Source organism: Halobacillus trueperi (assembly GCF_003386945.1).
GTDB lineage: Bacteria > Bacillota > Bacilli > Bacillales > Halobacillaceae > Halobacillus > Halobacillus aidingensis.
On the sequence record NZ_QUAE01000019.1, the window covers coordinates 33,127 to 51,688 of the forward strand.

At 44.3% G+C, this 18,562-nt stretch carries 25 protein-coding genes; 9 read left to right on the forward strand and 16 right to left on the reverse strand.

Annotation, left to right across the window (positions count from 1 at the left end; genetic code table 11):
• Positions 1-30 precede the first annotated feature (30 nt).
• Positions 31-219 (reverse strand): helix-turn-helix domain-containing protein, encoded by a 189-nt coding sequence (locus tag DYE48_RS16810; protein ID WP_115824651.1) that lies wholly within the window; start codon positions 217-219, stop codon positions 31-33.
• 312 nt (positions 220-531) lie between these two features.
• Here DYE48_RS16810 and helD point away from each other — a divergent pair, with 312 nt between their 5' ends.
• The gene (helD, locus tag DYE48_RS16815; RefSeq protein WP_115824652.1) at positions 532-2,820 is read left to right on the forward strand and encodes an RNA polymerase recycling motor HelD; all 2,289 of its coding nucleotides are present in this window, start codon (positions 532-534) and stop codon (positions 2,818-2,820) included.
• Positions 2,821-2,833: 13 nt separating this feature from the next.
• Complete coding sequence (locus tag DYE48_RS16820; protein WP_115824653.1) at positions 2,834-3,355, forward strand: peroxiredoxin family protein; 522 nt, start codon at positions 2,834-2,836, stop codon at positions 3,353-3,355.
• A gap of 29 nt (positions 3,356-3,384) precedes the next feature.
• On the opposite strand, the gene DYE48_RS16825 is transcribed toward DYE48_RS16820, so the two are convergent.
• Positions 3,385-3,804, reverse strand: coding sequence for a universal stress protein (locus tag DYE48_RS16825; RefSeq protein WP_115824654.1), 420 nt, complete (start codon positions 3,802-3,804; stop codon positions 3,385-3,387).
• Positions 3,805-4,115: 311 nt separating this feature from the next.
• On the opposite strand from DYE48_RS16825, the gene DYE48_RS16830 reads away from it, so the two are divergent.
• The 5 genes from DYE48_RS16830 to DYE48_RS16850 all read left to right on the forward strand — a co-directional run bounded on the left by DYE48_RS16830 (position 4,116) and on the right by DYE48_RS16850 (position 8,709).
• The gene (locus tag DYE48_RS16830) at positions 4,116-5,576 is read left to right on the forward strand and encodes a SulP family inorganic anion transporter (protein WP_115824655.1); all 1,461 of its coding nucleotides are present in this window, start codon (positions 4,116-4,118) and stop codon (positions 5,574-5,576) included.
• Between the two features lie 30 nt (positions 5,577-5,606).
• On the forward strand, positions 5,607-6,029 hold the full coding sequence (locus DYE48_RS16835; RefSeq protein ID WP_115824656.1) for a universal stress protein: 423 nt from the start codon (positions 5,607-5,609) through the stop codon (positions 6,027-6,029).
• A gap of 100 nt (positions 6,030-6,129) precedes the next feature.
• The gene (locus DYE48_RS16840; RefSeq protein WP_115824657.1) at positions 6,130-7,590 is read left to right on the forward strand and encodes a SulP family inorganic anion transporter; all 1,461 of its coding nucleotides are present in this window, start codon (positions 6,130-6,132) and stop codon (positions 7,588-7,590) included.
• A gap of 20 nt (positions 7,591-7,610) precedes the next feature.
• Entirely contained in the window at positions 7,611-8,033 is a 423-nt protein-coding gene (locus tag DYE48_RS16845; RefSeq protein ID WP_115824658.1) for a universal stress protein, read from the forward strand.
• A gap of 64 nt (positions 8,034-8,097) precedes the next feature.
• Positions 8,098-8,709 carry a class I SAM-dependent methyltransferase gene (locus DYE48_RS16850; protein WP_115824659.1) on the forward strand — a complete coding sequence of 204 codons (612 nt, stop codon included), beginning with the start codon at positions 8,098-8,100 and terminating at the stop codon, positions 8,707-8,709.
• 28 nt (positions 8,710-8,737) lie between these two features.
• Here DYE48_RS16850 and DYE48_RS16855 read toward each other — a convergent pair whose 3' ends face one another.
• The 11 genes from DYE48_RS16855 to DYE48_RS16905 all read right to left on the reverse strand — a co-directional run bounded on the left by DYE48_RS16855 (position 8,738) and on the right by DYE48_RS16905 (position 15,630).
• The gene (locus DYE48_RS16855; RefSeq protein WP_115824660.1) at positions 8,738-9,931 is read right to left on the reverse strand and encodes a GTP-binding protein; all 1,194 of its coding nucleotides are present in this window, start codon (positions 9,929-9,931) and stop codon (positions 8,738-8,740) included.
• Positions 9,932-9,942: 11 nt separating this feature from the next.
• Positions 9,943-11,082 (reverse strand): FAD/NAD(P)-binding protein, encoded by a 1,140-nt coding sequence (locus tag DYE48_RS16860; RefSeq protein WP_115824661.1) that lies wholly within the window; start codon positions 11,080-11,082, stop codon positions 9,943-9,945.
• 608 nt (positions 11,083-11,690) lie between these two features.
• Positions 11,691-11,960: a 30S ribosomal protein S14 gene (rpsN, locus tag DYE48_RS16865; RefSeq protein ID WP_115824662.1), complete on the reverse strand. Its 270-nt coding sequence runs from the start codon at positions 11,958-11,960 to the stop codon at positions 11,691-11,693.
• A 221-nt stretch (positions 11,961-12,181) separates the two neighbouring features.
• Entirely contained in the window at positions 12,182-12,721 is a 540-nt protein-coding gene (locus DYE48_RS16870) for a GNAT family N-acetyltransferase (protein ID WP_244199462.1), read from the reverse strand.
• A gap of 77 nt (positions 12,722-12,798) precedes the next feature.
• Entirely contained in the window at positions 12,799-13,053 is a 255-nt protein-coding gene (locus DYE48_RS21015; RefSeq protein ID WP_147299294.1) for a hypothetical protein, read from the reverse strand.
• Between the two features lie 244 nt (positions 13,054-13,297).
• Positions 13,298-13,555, reverse strand: a complete 258-nt coding sequence (locus DYE48_RS16880; RefSeq protein WP_115824665.1) for a hypothetical protein — start codon at positions 13,553-13,555, stop codon at positions 13,298-13,300.
• A gap of 18 nt (positions 13,556-13,573) precedes the next feature.
• Complete coding sequence (locus DYE48_RS16885; protein ID WP_115824666.1) at positions 13,574-13,810, reverse strand: hypothetical protein; 237 nt, start codon at positions 13,808-13,810, stop codon at positions 13,574-13,576.
• A 1-nt stretch (position 13,811) separates the two neighbouring features.
• Entirely contained in the window at positions 13,812-14,246 is a 435-nt protein-coding gene (locus DYE48_RS16890; protein ID WP_115824667.1) for a hypothetical protein, read from the reverse strand.
• A 9-nt stretch (positions 14,247-14,255) separates the two neighbouring features.
• Entirely contained in the window at positions 14,256-14,438 is a 183-nt protein-coding gene (locus tag DYE48_RS16895; RefSeq protein ID WP_115824668.1) for a hypothetical protein, read from the reverse strand.
• Entirely contained in the window at positions 14,438-14,989 is a 552-nt protein-coding gene (locus DYE48_RS16900; protein WP_115824669.1) for a GNAT family N-acetyltransferase, read from the reverse strand. Before DYE48_RS16900 ends, DYE48_RS16895 begins: the two co-directional genes overlap by 1 nt.
• A 14-nt stretch (positions 14,990-15,003) precedes the next feature.
• Positions 15,004-15,630: a pyridoxamine 5'-phosphate oxidase family protein gene (locus DYE48_RS16905; RefSeq protein ID WP_244199463.1), complete on the reverse strand. Its 627-nt coding sequence runs from the start codon at positions 15,628-15,630 to the stop codon at positions 15,004-15,006.
• A 117-nt stretch (positions 15,631-15,747) separates the two neighbouring features.
• Here DYE48_RS16905 and DYE48_RS16910 point away from each other — a divergent pair, with 117 nt between their 5' ends.
• Positions 15,748-16,365: an acetate uptake transporter gene (locus tag DYE48_RS16910; RefSeq protein ID WP_115824671.1), complete on the forward strand. Its 618-nt coding sequence runs from the start codon at positions 15,748-15,750 to the stop codon at positions 16,363-16,365.
• A 31-nt stretch (positions 16,366-16,396) separates the two neighbouring features.
• Here DYE48_RS16910 and DYE48_RS16915 read toward each other — a convergent pair whose 3' ends face one another.
• Positions 16,397-16,651 (reverse strand): hypothetical protein, encoded by a 255-nt coding sequence (locus DYE48_RS16915; RefSeq protein ID WP_115824672.1) that lies wholly within the window; start codon positions 16,649-16,651, stop codon positions 16,397-16,399.
• Between the two features lie 12 nt (positions 16,652-16,663).
• Positions 16,664-16,918 (reverse strand): hypothetical protein, encoded by a 255-nt coding sequence (locus DYE48_RS16920; protein ID WP_115824673.1) that lies wholly within the window; start codon positions 16,916-16,918, stop codon positions 16,664-16,666.
• Between the two features lie 214 nt (positions 16,919-17,132).
• Here DYE48_RS16920 and DYE48_RS16925 point away from each other — a divergent pair, with 214 nt between their 5' ends.
• Positions 17,133-17,522, forward strand: a complete 390-nt coding sequence (locus DYE48_RS16925; protein WP_167449542.1) for a sporulation protein — start codon at positions 17,133-17,135, stop codon at positions 17,520-17,522.
• A 103-nt stretch (positions 17,523-17,625) separates the two neighbouring features.
• Here DYE48_RS16925 and DYE48_RS16930 read toward each other — a convergent pair whose 3' ends face one another.
• Positions 17,626-18,522, reverse strand: a complete 897-nt coding sequence (locus tag DYE48_RS16930) for a GNAT family N-acetyltransferase (RefSeq protein WP_115824675.1) — start codon at positions 18,520-18,522, stop codon at positions 17,626-17,628.
• Positions 18,523-18,562: the final 40 nt, after the last annotated feature.

The following is an 18,562-nucleotide window of genomic DNA, read 5'->3' on the forward strand; positions in this document are numbered from 1 at the left end:
ATGCAGCTATAGCCGCATGCTTTTTTTAAATTATAAGTTTTCACCATGCTTAAGGCCTGCGATATATTCCCGCAGGTCATCCCGTCTCACCCGCCAGTGGCGCCCGATCTTAAATCCAGGGATCCGGCCTTCTTGTACTAATTTATACGTTGTCACTTCACTGATCTGTAAATAGTCTGCGACTTGCGCAATTGTCATGATTTCACGTTCTTGATCCATGCAAAAGAGACCTACCTTTAATTTCAAGTATAGATACAGTTTAAACCTTCTCCATCGATATCTCAATGCTATTTCACATTTTATATGGTTTTTCTTCTACTCTTCCGCTCCCCTCACAAGTTTTACATTTTCTATCAAACGTCAAACCTAAAATCGTATACCTAATTGAACCTTTTCCCTCACACCTGTTACAAAGCACGTAGATGGCCACCGAATCAGCTCCCGCGTATTCACCTTCAATAATTTGTTATAGTCTATTATACTATATTATAATTGATTATAGTAATTATGTGTAGAAGATGGAGGTTGGCTATGGTTACAGAACACCCGGATTACGAACAAGAAAAAGAAAGGTTGACCTATACAAAACATTACATGGAAGAAATCCTTACCGCTGCCGAAGGGAAGCATGAGGATTTCAAGGGCAACATCAAAGAGGCGTTCGAAAATCTTGATTACTTAGACAGCAGTTTGAGTTACATCAATATCCTTGTGAACGCTAAATTCATCGAAATGAACACCGCAGATATCGAACACTTGAAAAGAGTCGAGAGTAAACCTTATTTCGCACGGATTGACTTTAAAAATAAGGAAAGCGGAGAACACGATTCCTATTATATCGGGAAAGTCTCCCTGTTCCGTAAAGATACCCAGGAATCGTTGATTGTCGATTGGCGTTCGCCTGTCGCCAATCTCTACTATGATGGAAGACTTGGTGAAGTAGAATACGAAACAGAAGACGGAGAAGTCGCGGGGAATTTAACACTTAAGAGGCAGTATGTCATTGAAGAAGGAAAACTGGAAGAAATCCGCGACATCGATATTACGACGCGTGATGAGCTGCTGCAGGATTCGCTTTCGGGTACGGCGGACAACCGATTGAATGAAATCGTTTCTACCATTCAGGCAGAACAAAATGAAGTGATTCGTTCAGATCTCTCAAAGCCAGTCATCGTCCAGGGAGTGGCCGGTAGTGGGAAAACGACGATCGCCCTTCACCGAATATCGATGTTCATCTATACGTTTGCCGAGAATACCTCGCCTGAAGAGATGATGATTCTAGCTCCGAACGACCTGTTCATTGATTATATATCACAAGCTTTGCCGGACCTTGGTGTCGATCAGATTAAACAGACGACGTTCACCGAATATGTAAGAAAAAGCATCGGAAAAAAAGTGAAAATCGTTCACCCTGATCAAAAATTCCTGCAGATTCTGGAGCATGAAACTGAAGAGGAACTCTTAGAATGGGCTTCCCATTTCAAAGGGACCTTTTCATTCAAAACGTTGATTGACCGCTACCTGGCTGATGTGGAGAAAACCTACAGGGTCAACGATGATTTTAAAGTAGAAGGATTCACCATTTATAAAGCGAAAAATGTGAACCGCTTATTCTTTGAAGACTACCATTACCTCCCTTTGGAAAATCGTGTGAAAAAAGTAAAAAACGTCCTTCAAGCCAACTTCAAAAAGAAAAAGAAGGAAATGATTAAAGTCATTGAACAGAAGTTTGAAGATCGTTTTGATCAATTGTATTATTCTATGAAACAAACGGAGGAAAGACGGAAAAGAGTCGTCCACCTTAATGATCAAAAGGAGAAAAAAATAGACCGGATCAAGAAAACGACGAACAAAGTCGTGACGGAATATATGAAACAATATCCGAAGGTCGACGTTTTCCAGGCGTATCATGAATTAATGTCGGAGAAAGATCAACTTCTCCACTATTCGAATGGGGAGTTGACGAAACAACAAGCTGCTTATTTGGCAGAAACGTTTCAAGAGCGCAGGAAAAAGAATCAATACGAACTGGAAGACCTTGCCCCCCTTCTCTACATCCACACACAGCTCAAAGGGATGAAGAAAAAATGGCAGGCGAAAAATGTAGTCATTGATGAGGCTCAAGATTACAGCGTCTTCCAGTTTTATGCTTTGAAACAAGCGGCCGGAACCGATTTATTCACACTTCTTGGCGACTTGTCTCAAGGCATACATGCCTACCGCGGTATTGAGAGCTGGCAGGAAGTCATGGATGAGGTCTTTCCAAAAGCTTCTTACCGGACACTGAAAAAAAGTTACCGGACGACCGTTGAAGTAATGAACCTTGCCAATGATCTTCTCGGTGTACATCTTCCTCATTTGGACTCAGCTGAACCCGTGGTGAGGCACGGCAGCAAGCCTAAGTTCCTTCCCTTACAAAAGGAAGCGGACGCCCCTGCCCTGATCACAAGCGAAATCCAGTCCATCATGGAAAAAGGAATGAAAAGCATCGCACTTTTGACAAAAACCATGAAAGAAGCAAAAGAATTAGCTGAATTAATGAAGGCCACTTCTTATGAATGTCAATTGCTTGAAGAAACCCAACAACTGACACAAGGCAAGATAGCGATCGTACCTTCTTACCTTGCGAAAGGCTTGGAGTTTGATGCTGTCATTCTAGTGAACGCAAAGGACCATTATACGGATCATGAGATCGATATCAAATTGCTTTATGTAGCAATGACCCGTCCTCTCCATTATCTCAGCATGATTGGTCCAAGTGAGGATTCATTCCAATTAAATCCATTGAATCGTACGTTATTTCAAACAGAACAAGGATAAGGAGTGTGTGGTTATGGATTTGCAAGTCGGGGATCTCGCCCCCAACTTTTACCTTCCTTCTGTACAGGGGGATAACTTTTTATTTGAAAATCAATTGGAGAAATACAAGGGCAGCTGGCACCTCATCGTCTTTTTCAGAGGCTCCTGGTCGGCTTCCTGTATTGAACAATTGACCGCTTACGAACAAGTAAAGGAACAATGGGCGAAGGAAAACCTACGTATCATTGCTATATCGTCAGACAACCTTGACGACCTAAAACGGATGGCTCATGAAGAACCTTTCACCTTCCCCATCCTTTCTGATGAATTCTTTTCAGTCATAGATGCTTTCGGGGTGTACAAACAGACACGGACCGTTAAAGAAGAACTTTCCGTCCCTCATAATGAACCGGCCCATTATTTGATCAATGAAGAAGGTAAAATCGTATATATCCAGAAACAATCGGCCCCTTTCGGGAGACCTCTTCCCCGTGATCTCCGTCGAACGGTCGGCTATTTAAAAAAAGCAAAAACGAATTCGACGAGCCAGAACTAAAGGACGCCCATTAAGGAGCGTCCTTTCGTTTATTTTACAATCATCACCGGACAATTCGCACGCTTGGCTACTTTATGACTTACACTGCCAAGTACCATTTCCTGCAGTCCATTCAGCCCCCTGCTTCCGATGACCACCACGTCATAGGCTTTTTCGTTGGCGTAGGCCACGATTTTAGGTCCGGGATCTCCTTTGATCACTTCCACTTCATAAGTAACTCCTGCTTCTTCCAGTACTTTTTCTGTTGATTGAATCCTTGTTTTTCTTTTTTCAAGGAGCACGGAGCGGCTTTCTTCATGTAACACATCGGACTTCGATGTGGTTCCATCGATGCAATAAACGACTGTGATTTTTGAATCTGGTTGTAATTCCGCCAAGTTCGCGGCATGCGTGGCTGCATGAGCTGCATGTGCCGAACCGTCCGAAGCAAGCAAAATACGATCAAACATTAGCAAAAACCCCTTCACGTCGTGAATTTGTAAATCTTTTATTAATGTAAACGCTTAACACTTGAAAACCCATTGCATTTGAATCGGTAATCTTATAATCTATTATAGTCAGTTATAAAAGATTATTAAATCACTAATGCAGAAAAATATGTGACAAAAAAGTACAAAGTTTCTGACCACTGCGAGACTCGGTGGTCTTAAATAATGGCACAGATCGATTAGGAACATGTTGTGCAGCCTCGTCCAGGGTTACAACCTTCCTATCATCACGATTCAAATGCTGTAAAAATTCTAAAAGAAAGAGGGTATTTATGGACACATTATCTATTAAACAAAACTGGTTCGGCAACCTGAGAGGAGATATTTTATCAGGAATCGTCGTCGCTTTAGCACTGATTCCAGAGGCGATTGCTTTCTCGATCATTGCAGGTGTCGATCCAATGGTCGGATTGTATGCTTCCTTCTGTATTTCTGTTGTTATCGCTTTTGTCGGCGGCAGACCCGGCATGATTTCAGGTGCCACAGGCGCCATGGCTTTATTGATGATTACACTTGTTGCCGAGCACGGCATTGAATACTTGCTTGCGACAACGATATTGACGGGTGTCTTACAGATCTTATTCGGAGTATTCAAGTTAGCTAGATTCATGAAATTCATTCCGAGATCTGTCATGGTCGGTTTCGTCAACGCATTAGGTATTTTGATTTTCACATCTCAATTGCAGCACTTTGAAAATGAACCATGGGTGATCTATGCGCTTGTCGGATTAACGTTAGCCATCATTTATCTATTTCCTTTAGTAACGAAGGCGGTCCCTTCTACTCTGGTGGCCATTGTCGTCGTTTCTGCAATTGCCATCACCATGAACATCGGAGTCCGTAACGTAGGAGATATGGGTGAACTCACTCAAACGCTCCCACTATTTGCACTTCCGAACATTCCGTTGAATTTGGAAACATTGATGATTATTTTCCCATATGCATTAGCTCTTACGATTGTCGGTCTGCTTGAATCCTTATTAACGGCTTCCATCGTGGATGATATGACAGATACGGACAGTGACAAAAACAGAGAAAGCCGTGGCCAGGGGATTGCGAACGTCGTGACAGGCTGCTTCGGTGGTATGGCTGGTTGTGCCATGATCGGTCAATCCGTCATCAACGTGAAATCCGGTGGTAACGGACGATTGTCCTCCCTTGTAGCAGGTGTCGTGTTAATGTTTATGATTATCGTGTTAGGCGGTGTCGTTGTCCAAATCCCAATGGCAGCTCTTGCCGGAGTTATGATTATGGTCTCCATCGGTACGTTCGACTGGAGTTCCGTGAAGAACATTCATAAAGTGCCATTGAGCGACGCAGCCGTCATGGTCGTGACCGTTCTTACCGTAGTTCTATCTCACAACCTTGCGTACGGAGTCCTCGCTGGTGTCGTGCTCAGCATGATTTTCTTTGCGGTTAAAATCTCCAAAGTTCGGGTACTTGGCTTATATGCCAATGAAGGTCGTAAGAAGATTTATTATGTTCAAGGACAACTGTTCTTTGCTTCTGTGACGGAATTTCAAGAAGGCATTGATTTTAAGGATGATGTCGATGAAGTCGTCATTGACTTGTCAGAATCCCACCTATGGGACGATTCTGCCATCGGGGCCCTTGATAACGTCGAAGCTAAATTTGAAGCGCAGGGCATTCATGTCCGTTTCATTGGCTTGAATGGAGAAAGTAACCGTTTGTTGAACCGCCTTGGCGGAGTTTCCAAACAATCGGGACACTAATCACTTGATGGATAAAGGAGTTTTTCAGTAATGTTCAACAAAATTCTACTCGCAACCGATGGCTCAGAACACTCTTATCGTGCCATTGACCAGGCCGTTAAAATGGTCGAACCCTATAAAGATCACGTGCACATCGATTTAATATATGCTGTCGACGGAGAGACGTCTAAAGAGGATGTATTGAAATACGGGGATTCCCACACGGCCACAGCCAAACGGAAAGAAAAATTCCTGGAAACTGTCGACAAAGTGAAAGAAAAAGGTGTCGCTTCTGATATCGTTATTCTTCATGGTGAACCGGCGGAAGTGATTACAGATTATGCAAACGAACAGGATTACGATTGTGTCGTCATCGGTAGTCGCGGGCGAAATAAATTACAAACGTTGATCCTTGGTAGTGTGAGCCACAAACTCGTGAAATATGTCCAAAAACCAGTCATTGTTGTAAAGTAAGTTCTCCCCAACGTGCAGCTTTTCAGGCTGCACGTTTTTTGCATGCTCCTTGAACGTTATGCAGACAATAAAATGCACATTCAAGGAAAGGAGCCTGAACATGTCGACTGCTCTAGTGAAAGAGGAATGGTTTGGAAATATTAAGGGAGATGTTTTATCAGGGGTCGTTGTTGCTTTAGCTCTCATACCGGAAGCGATCGCCTTTTCCATCATAGCGGGTGTAGACCCTATGGTCGGCCTCTATGCTTCTTTTTGTATATCTGTCGTCATTGCTTTTGTCGGTGGACGACCAGGAATGATATCCGGCGCTACCGGTGCGATGGCTCTACTTATGATCACGCTCGTCGCTGAGTATGGACTGCAGTATTTATTGGCTACTACCATCTTGACAGGTGTGCTGCAAATTCTTTTCGGTATCTTCCGGCTCGCGAGATTTATGAAATTCATCCCCCGGTCCGTGATGATAGGATTTGTTAACGCTCTGGGCATTCTTATCTTCACGTCTCAACTTGAACATTTTCATAACGAATCGTCGATGATCTATGTTTTGGTCGGACTGACACTTGCCATTATTTATTTGTTGCCACTGCTTACAAAAGTCGTTCCCTCGACGTTAGTGGCAATTATCGTTGTATCCGTCATCGCCATTACCATGAACATTGATGTCAGAAATGTCGGGGACATGGGGGAACTTACGAGAACCCTCCCCCTATTTGCCATCCCTGATATTCCTTTGAGTTTCGAAACGCTGACAATCATCTTCCCCTATGCCCTGGCATTGACGATTGTCGGACTATTAGAATCCCTCCTTACCGCTTCCATTGTGGATGATATGACAGATACCGATAGTGATAAGAACAAAGAGAGCCGCGGGCAGGGAATCGCAAACATCGCAACAGGCTTTTTTGGTGGAATGGCTGGATGTGCGATGATCGGCCAATCGGTCATTAACGTAAAATCAGGAGGATCGAAACGCCTATCTTCCCTTGTCGCCGGCGTCGTTCTCATGTTTTTAATCATCGTTTTAGGCGGAGTCGTCGTTCAGATTCCTATGGCTGCCTTAGCAGGAGTGATGATTATGGTCTCCATCGGTACCTTCAATTGGCATTCGGTATGGAACATACACAAGGTTCCATTCACAGATGCTGCCATCATGGTTGTTACCGTTCTAACCGTCGTCATCAGCCATAACCTCGCGTACGGAGTATTAACCGGCGTTCTTTTGAGCATGATTGTATTTGCCGTCAAAATATCGAAAGTCCGGGTACTCGGACAATATATGGATGAAGGAACAAGAAAAATATATTTCATTCAAGGTCAGCTCTTCTTCGCTTCGGTAACTGAATTTCTGGAGGGCATCAACTTTTCTGATGACCTGGAAGAAGTGATCATCGATTTAACGGAATCTCATTTATGGGACGATTCAGCGATTGGAGCTCTCGATCACATCGAAGTTAAATTCAAATCCAAAGGAACAAAGGTGAAATTTATCGGCTTAAACGGCGAGAGCAACCGTCTTCTCAAGCGGCTGGGTGGTATTACGAAAGATTCTGGACATTAAAGATTCAAGGAGTGAACGTCATGTTTAAAAAAATCTTATTAGCAACCGATGGCTCCGAGCATTCTTCCCGCGCGATCGATCAAGCATTGAAAATGACGGGGCCATATAAAGACCAACTGACTCTTGACTTAATTTATGTTGTCGATGGGAGCTCATCAAAAGAAGACGTACTGAAATATGGAGATCCTCATACAGCGACGATCAAAAGAAAAGAGAAGTTCTTTGATACCCTTACTTATATCGAAGGAAAAGGGGTCAACACAGATGTCATCATCCTTCATGGTGAACCAGCAAAAGAAATTACAGAGTATGCCAATGAAAACGACTATGACTGTGTCGTCATCGGGAGCCGTGGACGCAATAAATTCCAAACCTTCATCTTAGGCAGTGTCAGCCATAAAATTGTGAAGTATGTGCAGGTACCGGTGATGGTCGTTAAATAGATGAGTACGTTCGACCTATGGTATAATAAATAGAGAAAAATTCAGATAAAGCGGTGAATATCATATGTTAGAAGACACGGGCGAACGGGTCATACCGAAAAAAATGGACCCGATGAACAACATGCTCCTTGAGCACATCGCACGATATACTTTTTCAACGCCTTATGTCAATGGGCGTGTACTGGATATCGCGTGTGGTACGGGGTATGGAAGCCTAAAAGTAGCAAAAGAACGAAAAAAAGAGATCGATGAAATCATTGGCGTAGACATTTGTGAGGACACCTTACAATATGCGGTCCACAACTACTATCACCCTTTGCTCACTTTTAAACAAGGCGATGCGATGGATGCTTCCCTTCCCCAGGAAATCGGGACATTTGATACGATTCTCAGTTTTGAAACGATTGAGCATGTGAAGGATGATCGCTTGTTCGTTAAACGTATGTACGATTTATTGAAACCAGGCGGTACGCTTCTCCTTTCCACTCCATTCGGGGAAGGAAGGGATTACGCATCTGGGCAACCCTTCCATTATTTTCAATTGACACCGGAGGAATTCGAGGAATTGTTTGAAGGCTTTTCTGAAAAAGAAATCTATAATCAGCGCGGCGTCACCATTGAGCCTCCACGTGAAGGGGTCTATTATCCTTTGGGTGTCGCTGTATGTAAAAAGTAGGGACTCTCATTTAAGAGTCCCTACTTTTTTATGGTCCATATTCTTGTGTCGAAAACGCTGGCAACGGATCATGAAAATCAGACCAGTTCCTGTCCATCTCCTCCTCTGTCAACAAGCAACGATCCAGCGTTTGGATGATATCTTCACGGCCCATATCAATCCCAATGAACACCAGTTCCGTTTGGCGGTCGCCGTAGCGGGCATCCCATGTCCCCTTCAACTGCGGATCTTCTTCAAGCAGCCCTGCCCTCTCCTTTTCCGAGAAAGTGGCGATCCAATTCCCCGCTCCCTGGATCATCAAGGATGATCCAGCTTGTGAGAGGAGTCCAGCGTCATCGTGCCTTGTCGCCAGCCAGAAAAACCCTTTCGAACGGACGATGCCCGGAGGCCAGTTTTCCAACCAGTACATGAAACGTTCCGGGTGGAAAGGTCTTTTTCTACGATAGACGAAGGATCCGATCCCATATTCCTCTGTTTCCGGGACATGTTCATTGTTGAGTTCTTTGATCCAGCCTGCTCCCTGGCTCGCTTTCTCAAAGTCGAACAATGACGTGTCCAGCACCTCTTGCAGTAGAACCTCACTGAACGATGTTTCGATGATTTTTGCTTCAGGGTTCAGTTGCTGAAGGACAGCTTTCAGTTCTTTTCGATCGATTTCATCCACGAGGTCAATTTTATTCAATACCAATACATTGGCGAATTCGATCTGATCAATCAAAAGGTCGATGACTTCCCGCCCATCGGTTTCATTCGCAGCTTCTTCCCTGTCGAGTAACGATTCTCCCGAAGCGTAATCGTCCCAAAAGCGATGGGCATCCACGACAGTCACCATTGTATCCAAGCGACACGTTTCACTCAGATTGATGTCGAGCGCCTCATCGATATACGTGAAGCTTTGAGCGACGGGGATCGGTTCAGAAATCCCCGTCGATTCGATGACGATGTGATCAATATCCATCTCTGCTAGTTTTTCGACCTCTTTGATCAGGTCCTCCCTTAACGTGCAGCAGATACAGCCGTTCTGCAGTTCCACAAGTTTTTCTTCTGTCCGAGAGAATCCTCCTTGTTTAACCATTGAAGCATCAATGTTCACTTCACTCATATCATTTACGATCACGGCGATCTTCCGGTCTTCTTTATTATGAAGAAGGTGATTGAGTAATGTCGTCTTTCCCGAACCCAAATATCCACTCAGCACGGTTACTGGTATTTTTCTGTTCATATTCTTTCCTCCTAAATGGCAGCAATTCTTTCCGCTGCTCTTCTCGCTCCAGCTATATTTCTCGCAGAAGGGCCGATTTCAAGTTCGGCAAGCGCTCCTGCTACATACAAACCAGGTCCCCACTCCAGATGGGCGTCTACAACAGGAAAACCACAGGGAGCTGTCCGAAGTGCGCAAGAATGTATGACACCCTCCAGCCACTCCATTCCCGGAACACATTGATCAGCACCCGTAGCAAGCAGCACTGTCTGCGCCTTGATTCCATCGTTTTCTTTTAGAGAAAGATGAATGAGTTCCTTAACATACGCAGCCTCTTCTATTTGGTCAGTGATGATTTTCAATCTCCCTTCACGCTCATGGCGTTTCAGTTTCACGGAAAGGCCGTTCGTAATCGATCCGCGATGACGTGCAGCTTTGATCATTTCGCGGCGCTTTTCATAACACGTCACTTTGTGAAAATCATTCATATACTTCGGACCGAGCCACCCAGGATCACTATCGAAATCTTTAATCCTGAATGGGTGTCTCTTCAGAAGCGTCACTTCCTTCTCCCCATCCATCGCATACGTGTTAGCCAAATGAGCTGCAGATATCCCACCACCTACGATGACCAACGAGCCACTTATCTTAACTTCATCTGATGAAAACAGATGACCCATGCGCTTATCAGACAGATCTGCCCATTCTGGAAGGTGAGGACGATTATTGACCCCGATGGCAAGCACGACCCGTTCAGCAGAAATCGAACGTCCATCTGTGTTGATCTCCCAACCGTCTGTCTTCTTCTCCAAGTCCGTGACCGTCGCCTGCATCCAAAAGTCATTCCATTCATATCGCTGGAAAAGACCTTCATGGTAATCATTAAACAAATCAAGCCTTGGGCGGTCGTAGCTGCCGAGGAAGGGTTGTGCATACTCCTCTTTTTTGCTGAATTTCCTCAGGCTATGAGGGTCAGGATCCAAGTGGTGGACCGAAGTTGAACGCAGATATTTCATTCCTACGCGTCTGGTGAGTGTCTTCCATCTGTGAAGTGGATCCTCGTGCGGATCGATCACTTTCAAGCTCGGGGTGTCTGCTTTTTTTGAATGTAAAAGGTAGGAGGCAACCGTACAGCCTTGGATTCCTCCTCCGATGATGACCCATTTATACAACGAGCCACCTCCTCTTTATTGTTATGTAAGGACGCGGAAGGAAGAAAATACACTTCACTCCGCTGAACCTCTTATGCTTGTCGGGGCTGAGCAAGACCTCTGCGCATTTGTATATGATCCGGTTCCGACACCCAGATGCTCGAGACATAAGCAACCTCACTCTGTGGCAAATACCGCCACGACGTGATTTTGCTTATGCTTGTCGCATCTACCGGGGTGTCTCCACACTCCCTCTCCGGCCAGCTCCGTGGCCTAGCCCCTCGAGGTCATAAGTGTTTCAGCTGCGTGAAGAAAGTACACTTCACTCCGCTGAACCTCTTATGCTTGTCGGGGCTGAGCAAGGCCTCTGCGCATTTGTATATGATCCGGTTCCGACACCCAGATGCTCGAGACATAAGCAACCTCACTCTGTGGCAAATACCGCCACGACGTGATTTTGCTTATGCTTGTCGCATCTACCGGGGTGTCTCCACACTCCCTCTCCGGCCAGCTCCGTGGCCTAGCCCCTCGAGGTCATAAGTGTTTCAGCTGCGTGAAGAAAGGGCACTTCACTCCGCTGAACCTCTTATGCTTGTCGGGGCTGTGCAAGGCCTCTGCGCATTTGTATATTACCAACTGGATTTTTTCACGCCTGGGATTTGGCCTTTGTGGGCGTATTCTCGGAAGGCGATGCGGGACATTTGGAATTTCCGCATGTACCCGCGTGGCCTTCCGGTGACTTCACATCGACCTGTGAGACGTGTGGGCGAGGAATCTCGGGGTAATTTTCTTAACGCTTCGTAGTCCCCTTTTTCCTTCAACTCTTTACGCAGTGCTGCATATTTTTGAACGATCGCTTGGCGTTTCTTCTCTTTTGCCACTTTTGACTTTTTAGCCATTTCTTCACACCTTTCAACATTAGTAATGATTACGATTTAAAACCGAGTAAAAAAATAGGACGCTCCTTCGTAAAGAGAGAGACCTCAACAAACAAATAGTAACGATTACGAATTACATCTTATAACAGGAGATTGATTTTGTAAAGGGGAAAGCTTTCATCTATTTATCATCCAACTTTACCCTTGTCCATCTATGTTTTATTCCATCAGTACGGTTCACCTTACCACTCTCTACGGAGCAGAGAATAGGTATAATGGTCATAATAGCTGCCTTGATAATAATGTTTATCCCGGAATATACCTTCACAAGTGAACCCTAATCGTTTTAGCAAATCGGAAGAACGTTGGTTCTCAATCGCTACATAAGCGTGGATCCGGTTGAGGCCCATGTTTTGAAACCCGCTGTTGATGCAGGCCACCAAAGCCTCTTTCATCAGACCTTTGCCCCAAAAGTCAGGATAGAGATCATATCCGATTTCCGCCATTCGATTCTGACGGTCCCACATATGGAAACCGCACGTCCCCACAGGAATCCCGCCCATCTCTTTACTTTCCATTACCCAGCGGTTGTACCCTTTTTCTTCGGGGTTTGCGAACCATTCGACTAAGGTATGAGCCTGGTCATAATTTTCCAAGTCTTCTTCATCATATAAAAACTCACAGACTTTGCTGTCACTGAAGTGTTTTAAAATGAAGTTCGTATGCTTCCGGCTCACATTCACCAGGTTGAGGCGTTCGGTTTCCATTGGCGGAAAATACACAGCCTCCCCCACCTCCCTATATTCAACATCTTAAAGTTATGTATGGTCAGTCGTGCACATGCCAAGTATATTCCTTACTAATGTATCTGCTTTACCCTTTTATGATTACTCAATTCACGAGCAAGTACAGAACGCTGCCACCCTCTTTTTTTCCAATCTTTCCATTCAGCAGGTGTTTGGTAGGACAAGCGAGTATGATAATAGTTAATGTGCTCCCCGATAGCAAAAACAAGCAGGAACAATGCCCACCAATTCCCCTCGTTTGAGAATACCCATTGAATCACCCATAACCCTGAAGCAAGGATAAGCAGCACAAGGTTAGTCTTTTTCAACCTCCCAAACCAGTGATATTGTGACTCATGAAGTTCTGTCTTTTTCTTTTGAGAAATCCTTTTCCACTTCAGAAACCAGTAAACCGTCCCTTGAAGTAAAACCCATTCAAGGAGAAAAAAGCAGAACAAGGACAAAGGAGTAAAAAGGAGTGCCTCAATGAGAGCTATACTTTCTAACATGAAGACATACATCAGGAAAAATAGGACGACGGCCGTCCCCTCCCCTGTAAATAATCGAAAAAATCTACTCTCTAATTTTCTCTTCACGATTCAGAGCTCCCATTCTCCTGCCAGCTCTCCAAAAAAGATGAAGGATCCCGGCTGTAATCGATCCATAACCGATAAAATAGAAAACGATGAAATAAAGGAAGGATCCATAATCCTCGAGTTCTGAAAAAGGGTTCGAGACAATGTAGCTTTCATTTCCAATGGCCAATAGATAAAGAGGAACAAAAATCAACCAGAACCGCTTCCAGAAATACCGTTTGAATTCGTCCTTCATCCCCAAATCCCTCCATCCTTAATACGTGCGCTTTGTACCCGTACGTTCGCTTGAGTCGTCCTCCGATAACTGCTCATTCAATATTTCGACTTCCTGCCTCAGCATCTGAAGCTCCTGTTGGATGCCTTCCAGTTCATAGGAATAATCCTGTTGTTGAATCGTTGGACCGTTATTTCCGCTTGAAGCGGCACAGCCGGCGAACAGGATACAGATGCCTAGAAAATAGATCGGTCCGCGAAGTTTTTCCATCTCCACGTTATTCTTCCTCTCCCTGTATGATGGATTGTATATACGATGCATCTCTTTCTGAAATCGTAAAAAAGGCGGCATCCTGCCATGTACCGTTTCGTTCTTCTGCCAAAACCGCCCCATCGTCCGTGAACCATATTCTGTGATCCGTCAATCCGACGGACCTTTGCGGGCTCATCAGTTTAAGGGAGGCATCGGGTTCACTTATATTTACCGTGACCCCTTCCGCAGGTTGTTTATGCAGAAGAATGCCGAGCATGGAATCCATCTTTGCTGGTTGGTCGACATCTGTCAGAACAGCCCCATTTGGAGGCTGACTTTCTCCCCCCTCTTCCTGGATCATGATTTGATAGGAGGGTTCATCAGATGTCACGACACCAACGAGATACCCTCCACCGAAGACAACACCAACGCCTACTACCCAAAAAAGAAATTTCCACATATGTATAAATCACCTTTCTTTGTTCTTTTGCCTCCAAAGGAGAGAGATGACAAGAATGAGGAGGCCTGCCAAAGCGCTCAGCAGATGAGTGACGAGGTATTCTCCACTGCGAAGGTATCGGATCAAGAAAACGCCTCCAAAAATAAGCATCATCGTTGTAGCGAACATGAGGAAGAAACGGTTGATCTCCATCAATATCCCTCCATCAGAAATTCTTGGCGCAAGCGGGAGAACATGAGTGCATCATGATTGTGATCGTTTTGGAAGAGGTACCCTCGCAAAACCCCTTCCTCTTTGAATCCCAATCTCCTCAAAAGCCCTGAAGAAGCTTCATTTTGTGGAAAAGTCACGGCACCCAGCCTATATAGACCTAACTCACGAAAAGCATATTCGACGACAGCGGATACAGCTTCTGATGTCATTCCTTTCCTCCAAAACGCGGGATCGAGTTCATAGCCCACTTCCGCCTTTCTGCTATAAGGACTCCAATTGTTCAGTCCGACTGTTCCGATGAAGGCATTCGTCTCTTTCCAAATGATTCCCCAGCGGATACTCTTTTTCACTGCAAAATTATCTCTGAAAGAACGAACAATATTTTCCGCTTGTTCGCGTTCTGTGAGGGAAGGCATTCCATAATACTTCGTGACCTCATCTTTCGACATGATGGCATAGTAGCGGTCAATATATTCGTCCGTGATTTCGACCAACTTCAAGCGATTCGTTTCCAATTCGTAAAAATCCATGTTCCCCACACCTCTCAGTAAAGTCGTTTTGTGTAACTTTCGTGTAAACGCACGGTGACCGCTTCTTCATCCAGATCAGGAAGTTTCGCGTGCTCAGCCAGCATTTTTGCAGCGGATGGACGTTCTTCTTTTGCAAGCCATGTGCCCGGATCCCATAAACCTGAACGTTTGAGTGCTTTTGCACAATGAATGAAACATTCCTCGACTTCTACGGCGATTCCGAGAGAAGGAACCTTTCCCCTATGCGCCATTTCACCCAGGAGATCCTCATCAGCAATGATGCACGCTTTGCCATTGACCCTCAACGTCTCTTCAAGTCCGGGGATGAAAAAGATCACACCTGCATGAGGGTTAGCTAACAGATTCTTCATCGAATCCACACGCTTATTCCCCGGCCTCTCAGGGATAACGAGGTATTTTTCATTCAGGATATGAACGAATCCTTTCTCATCTCCTCGAGGTGAAACATCACAGTTCCCTGATGAATCTGAAGTCGCCAATGTTAAAAATGGTGATTCTTTAATGAACTGGACACAATTTTCATCCAAATGGTGGATCACCTTATTGTTCACGAGTTCACTCGGTTCCCCGATGATCCTGCTCAGTTCTTTTTCATCTGTAATCACATGCTGGAACATCATCCACTTCCTCTCCATCCCTTGGAATCTATGAAAGTTTCGCTTACATGAAAAAACTCATTGCATGGCCACTATTTTTTATGTAAATTAGACAAGTATGTTTTTTAGGAGGGATCATCTATGAATCAATCAACAACGACGCAACGAGTACAAATGACGACTGCAGACCCTTCCGCGATCGGACTCTTTGGACTCGCTATGGTTACACTTGTGGCTTCTTCAGCCAAACTTGGATGGACGGACGGCGTATCTTTCGTTCTTCCATGGGCGATTTTTCTTGGAGGTCTTGCCCAGCTGTTCGCAGCCATTCAGGATGCGAAACATAACAACACGTTCGGGACGACAGCTTTTGCTGCATTCGGACTCTTCTGGTTCGGTGTCGGAACGTCCTGGCTCATCGACTTTGGTGTCTTCGGAGAAGCAGCGGCCCAAGCGGTCGATCCCCATCAACTGGGCATCGCCTACATCGGTTACCTGATCTTTTCCCTTTTCATGACTGTGGGCGCCATGGAAACGAACAAAGTGTTGCTCATTATTTTTGTTTTGATCGACTTCTTGTTCATCGGCCTTTCCCTGTCAACGCTCGGAGTTGCTCCACATGCCACACACATGGTAGCAGCCGTAGCTGAATTACTGATTGCGATTATGAGCTTTTACGGTTCAGCAGCAAGCGTTTTGAATGTCCATTTCGGAAAAGTCACCCTGCCGATTGGCAAACCGTTCGGCATTTTCAAATAAAAGTAGGCCGGGAGCCATTCCCGGCTTTTTTTTAATTGCTCAGTCGAATGTACAAGTTCTTGAGTTCGTTCGAAAAAATAAAGACGAGGCCCACGCTCATGAGAACCCAGCTGAAAATCATCGGAAACATGAGACGTCCCTGTTGAATCGCACTCCAATACTTCCCTGGAGGATTGCTCCACCCCTCTAAAAAGGACATGGATACAACCGTTCCTACGGATGTGAAACCAAAAAGGATCACACCGCTGATAAAAAATAAAATACCGGACCAGTCTTTTTTCGCCATTCTATTTTTCTCCTAACTATGAATCGCTTCTTCCGCTCTGTGACGATCGATTTTCCTTACATAAAATTTGAATTCTACGCTGTAATCATACCTGTGCGCAGGTGAACCGACGGATGGCGTATTGCTAACGGTAGCGACCCGATACTTCACGCCATCTGCAGATAATTTCGAAGCTAATTTATAATACTCTTCTTGAATAAATGTCGTATAAATGAGTGTCTTTTTATTGGAAAGGATGTAATGGAGTAAATTCATGATGCCATCCATGGAAGGTCCCCCTTGATGATGTTTTTACTTTATCATAGATTTTTTCCAAGATTAACCTCTATTCATGTAATTTATGGTCGGTTGCTGAATTTTCGAAAAATGATTGACGGGAGGTACACGCTCGAATATGATACAACTATAAATTGAAATGATAGAGTTCAAAGCTTGTTGGTTAGCAGCCGTTTTGAACGATGGAGATAAGGAGGCGTTGACAATGTTAGCGAAGCTATTTAACTGGTTCGGACCTGGCCTGCCCAAGGTCGACTTGGTTCTCTCTAAAACAGAATATGTTCCCGGAGAAAAAGTGACCGGATCCTTCCATCTAATCGGTGGATTGAATCAACAGACCATCCAGCGTCTCGAATGTGACTTGATAAAAAAAAGACCAGGAGAAAAACCAAGCCTCTTACAGCCGGTAACGACGGTTTTAATGAACCGTGAGCTCGATCCAAAAGAAGAAAGTGAGTATCCGTTCCATTTCGTGCTTCCGGAAGCCCTTGATTTGGATGAGCGGGAAACGACTTATCTGCTACAAACGAAATTGGTATTGAAAAATGATGTCAAAACTTCGGATACGGATGAAATTCATATTGTAATCCGTTAAGACTGTAAAGAAGCGGAACCTATGGTCATGTGCCGCTTCTCCCTCACAACTGAAGTTTACATAATAAATATATCGTCAATTATTACAAAAAGCTTCCATGAACTCATTTTTTTTTGAGTTTATAATAATCCATTGTAGAAGTCTCTTCGAAACCACAGGACCGGTATAAATTTAATGCATGATTGTTCTTCACTGCCACTTGAAGCATAATCTGCTGAACTTGTTTTTCTTTTAATATCTCTACCGCTTTCATCAGGATATCTCTACCGTACCCTTTTCTTCGATATTCCGGCAGAACTCCTAATCCATAAATTCCTCCTACACCATTGTGAACTTCGAGATGGACTTTTCCAATAACCGATTGATTTCGTTCAACCATAAAAGTATCCACTCCATGCATCGATTCTTCTTCCGGTAGTTTCAAACCTTCCTCTGGAGCACTTACTTGAAAGAATATAGCATTTTGTCTGGCGATTTCTTTTGCATCTTCGTTTTGGGCCTTCCTAAGTTTTATACTTTCAATGGCAGCGGATGCGCTGCCTTCATTTGTCAAAAACATCTCATATTCCGAGTGTTCATAAACGGCTCCCATCCGTTTTATAAATTCAATTCCAGATGAAGAATTTCGGTCACACAACAAAAGCATTTGTTGCGAATCCCTGTTCAACCACTCATCTCTAACCAAAGAAAACAAACGAGTAAAGATCCCGATCCTCCTATATTCAGGATGAACCATCCCATTCACTTCTAATGTTTGCGCACCGAATTGACAGATCCCAATATATCCCATAAGCGTTCCTTCATCATAAAACATAAATTCATTGATCCGATCTATCCCTTTTCTTTCATAAGCAGCTTTACTTAATTTGTAATCCAGTTCTAGTTTTAGTGTCACAGTCTCTTTTTCAAGACACAGATTTTTCAAGGCAAGGATATCCTTGTAATCGTCTCGATCTACTATAGATTTTAGTTTTATAAAAGGATTCATTATTTTTTTCATTCGATATCTCCCACTCTATTCTTTATACGAGTCGACTTCC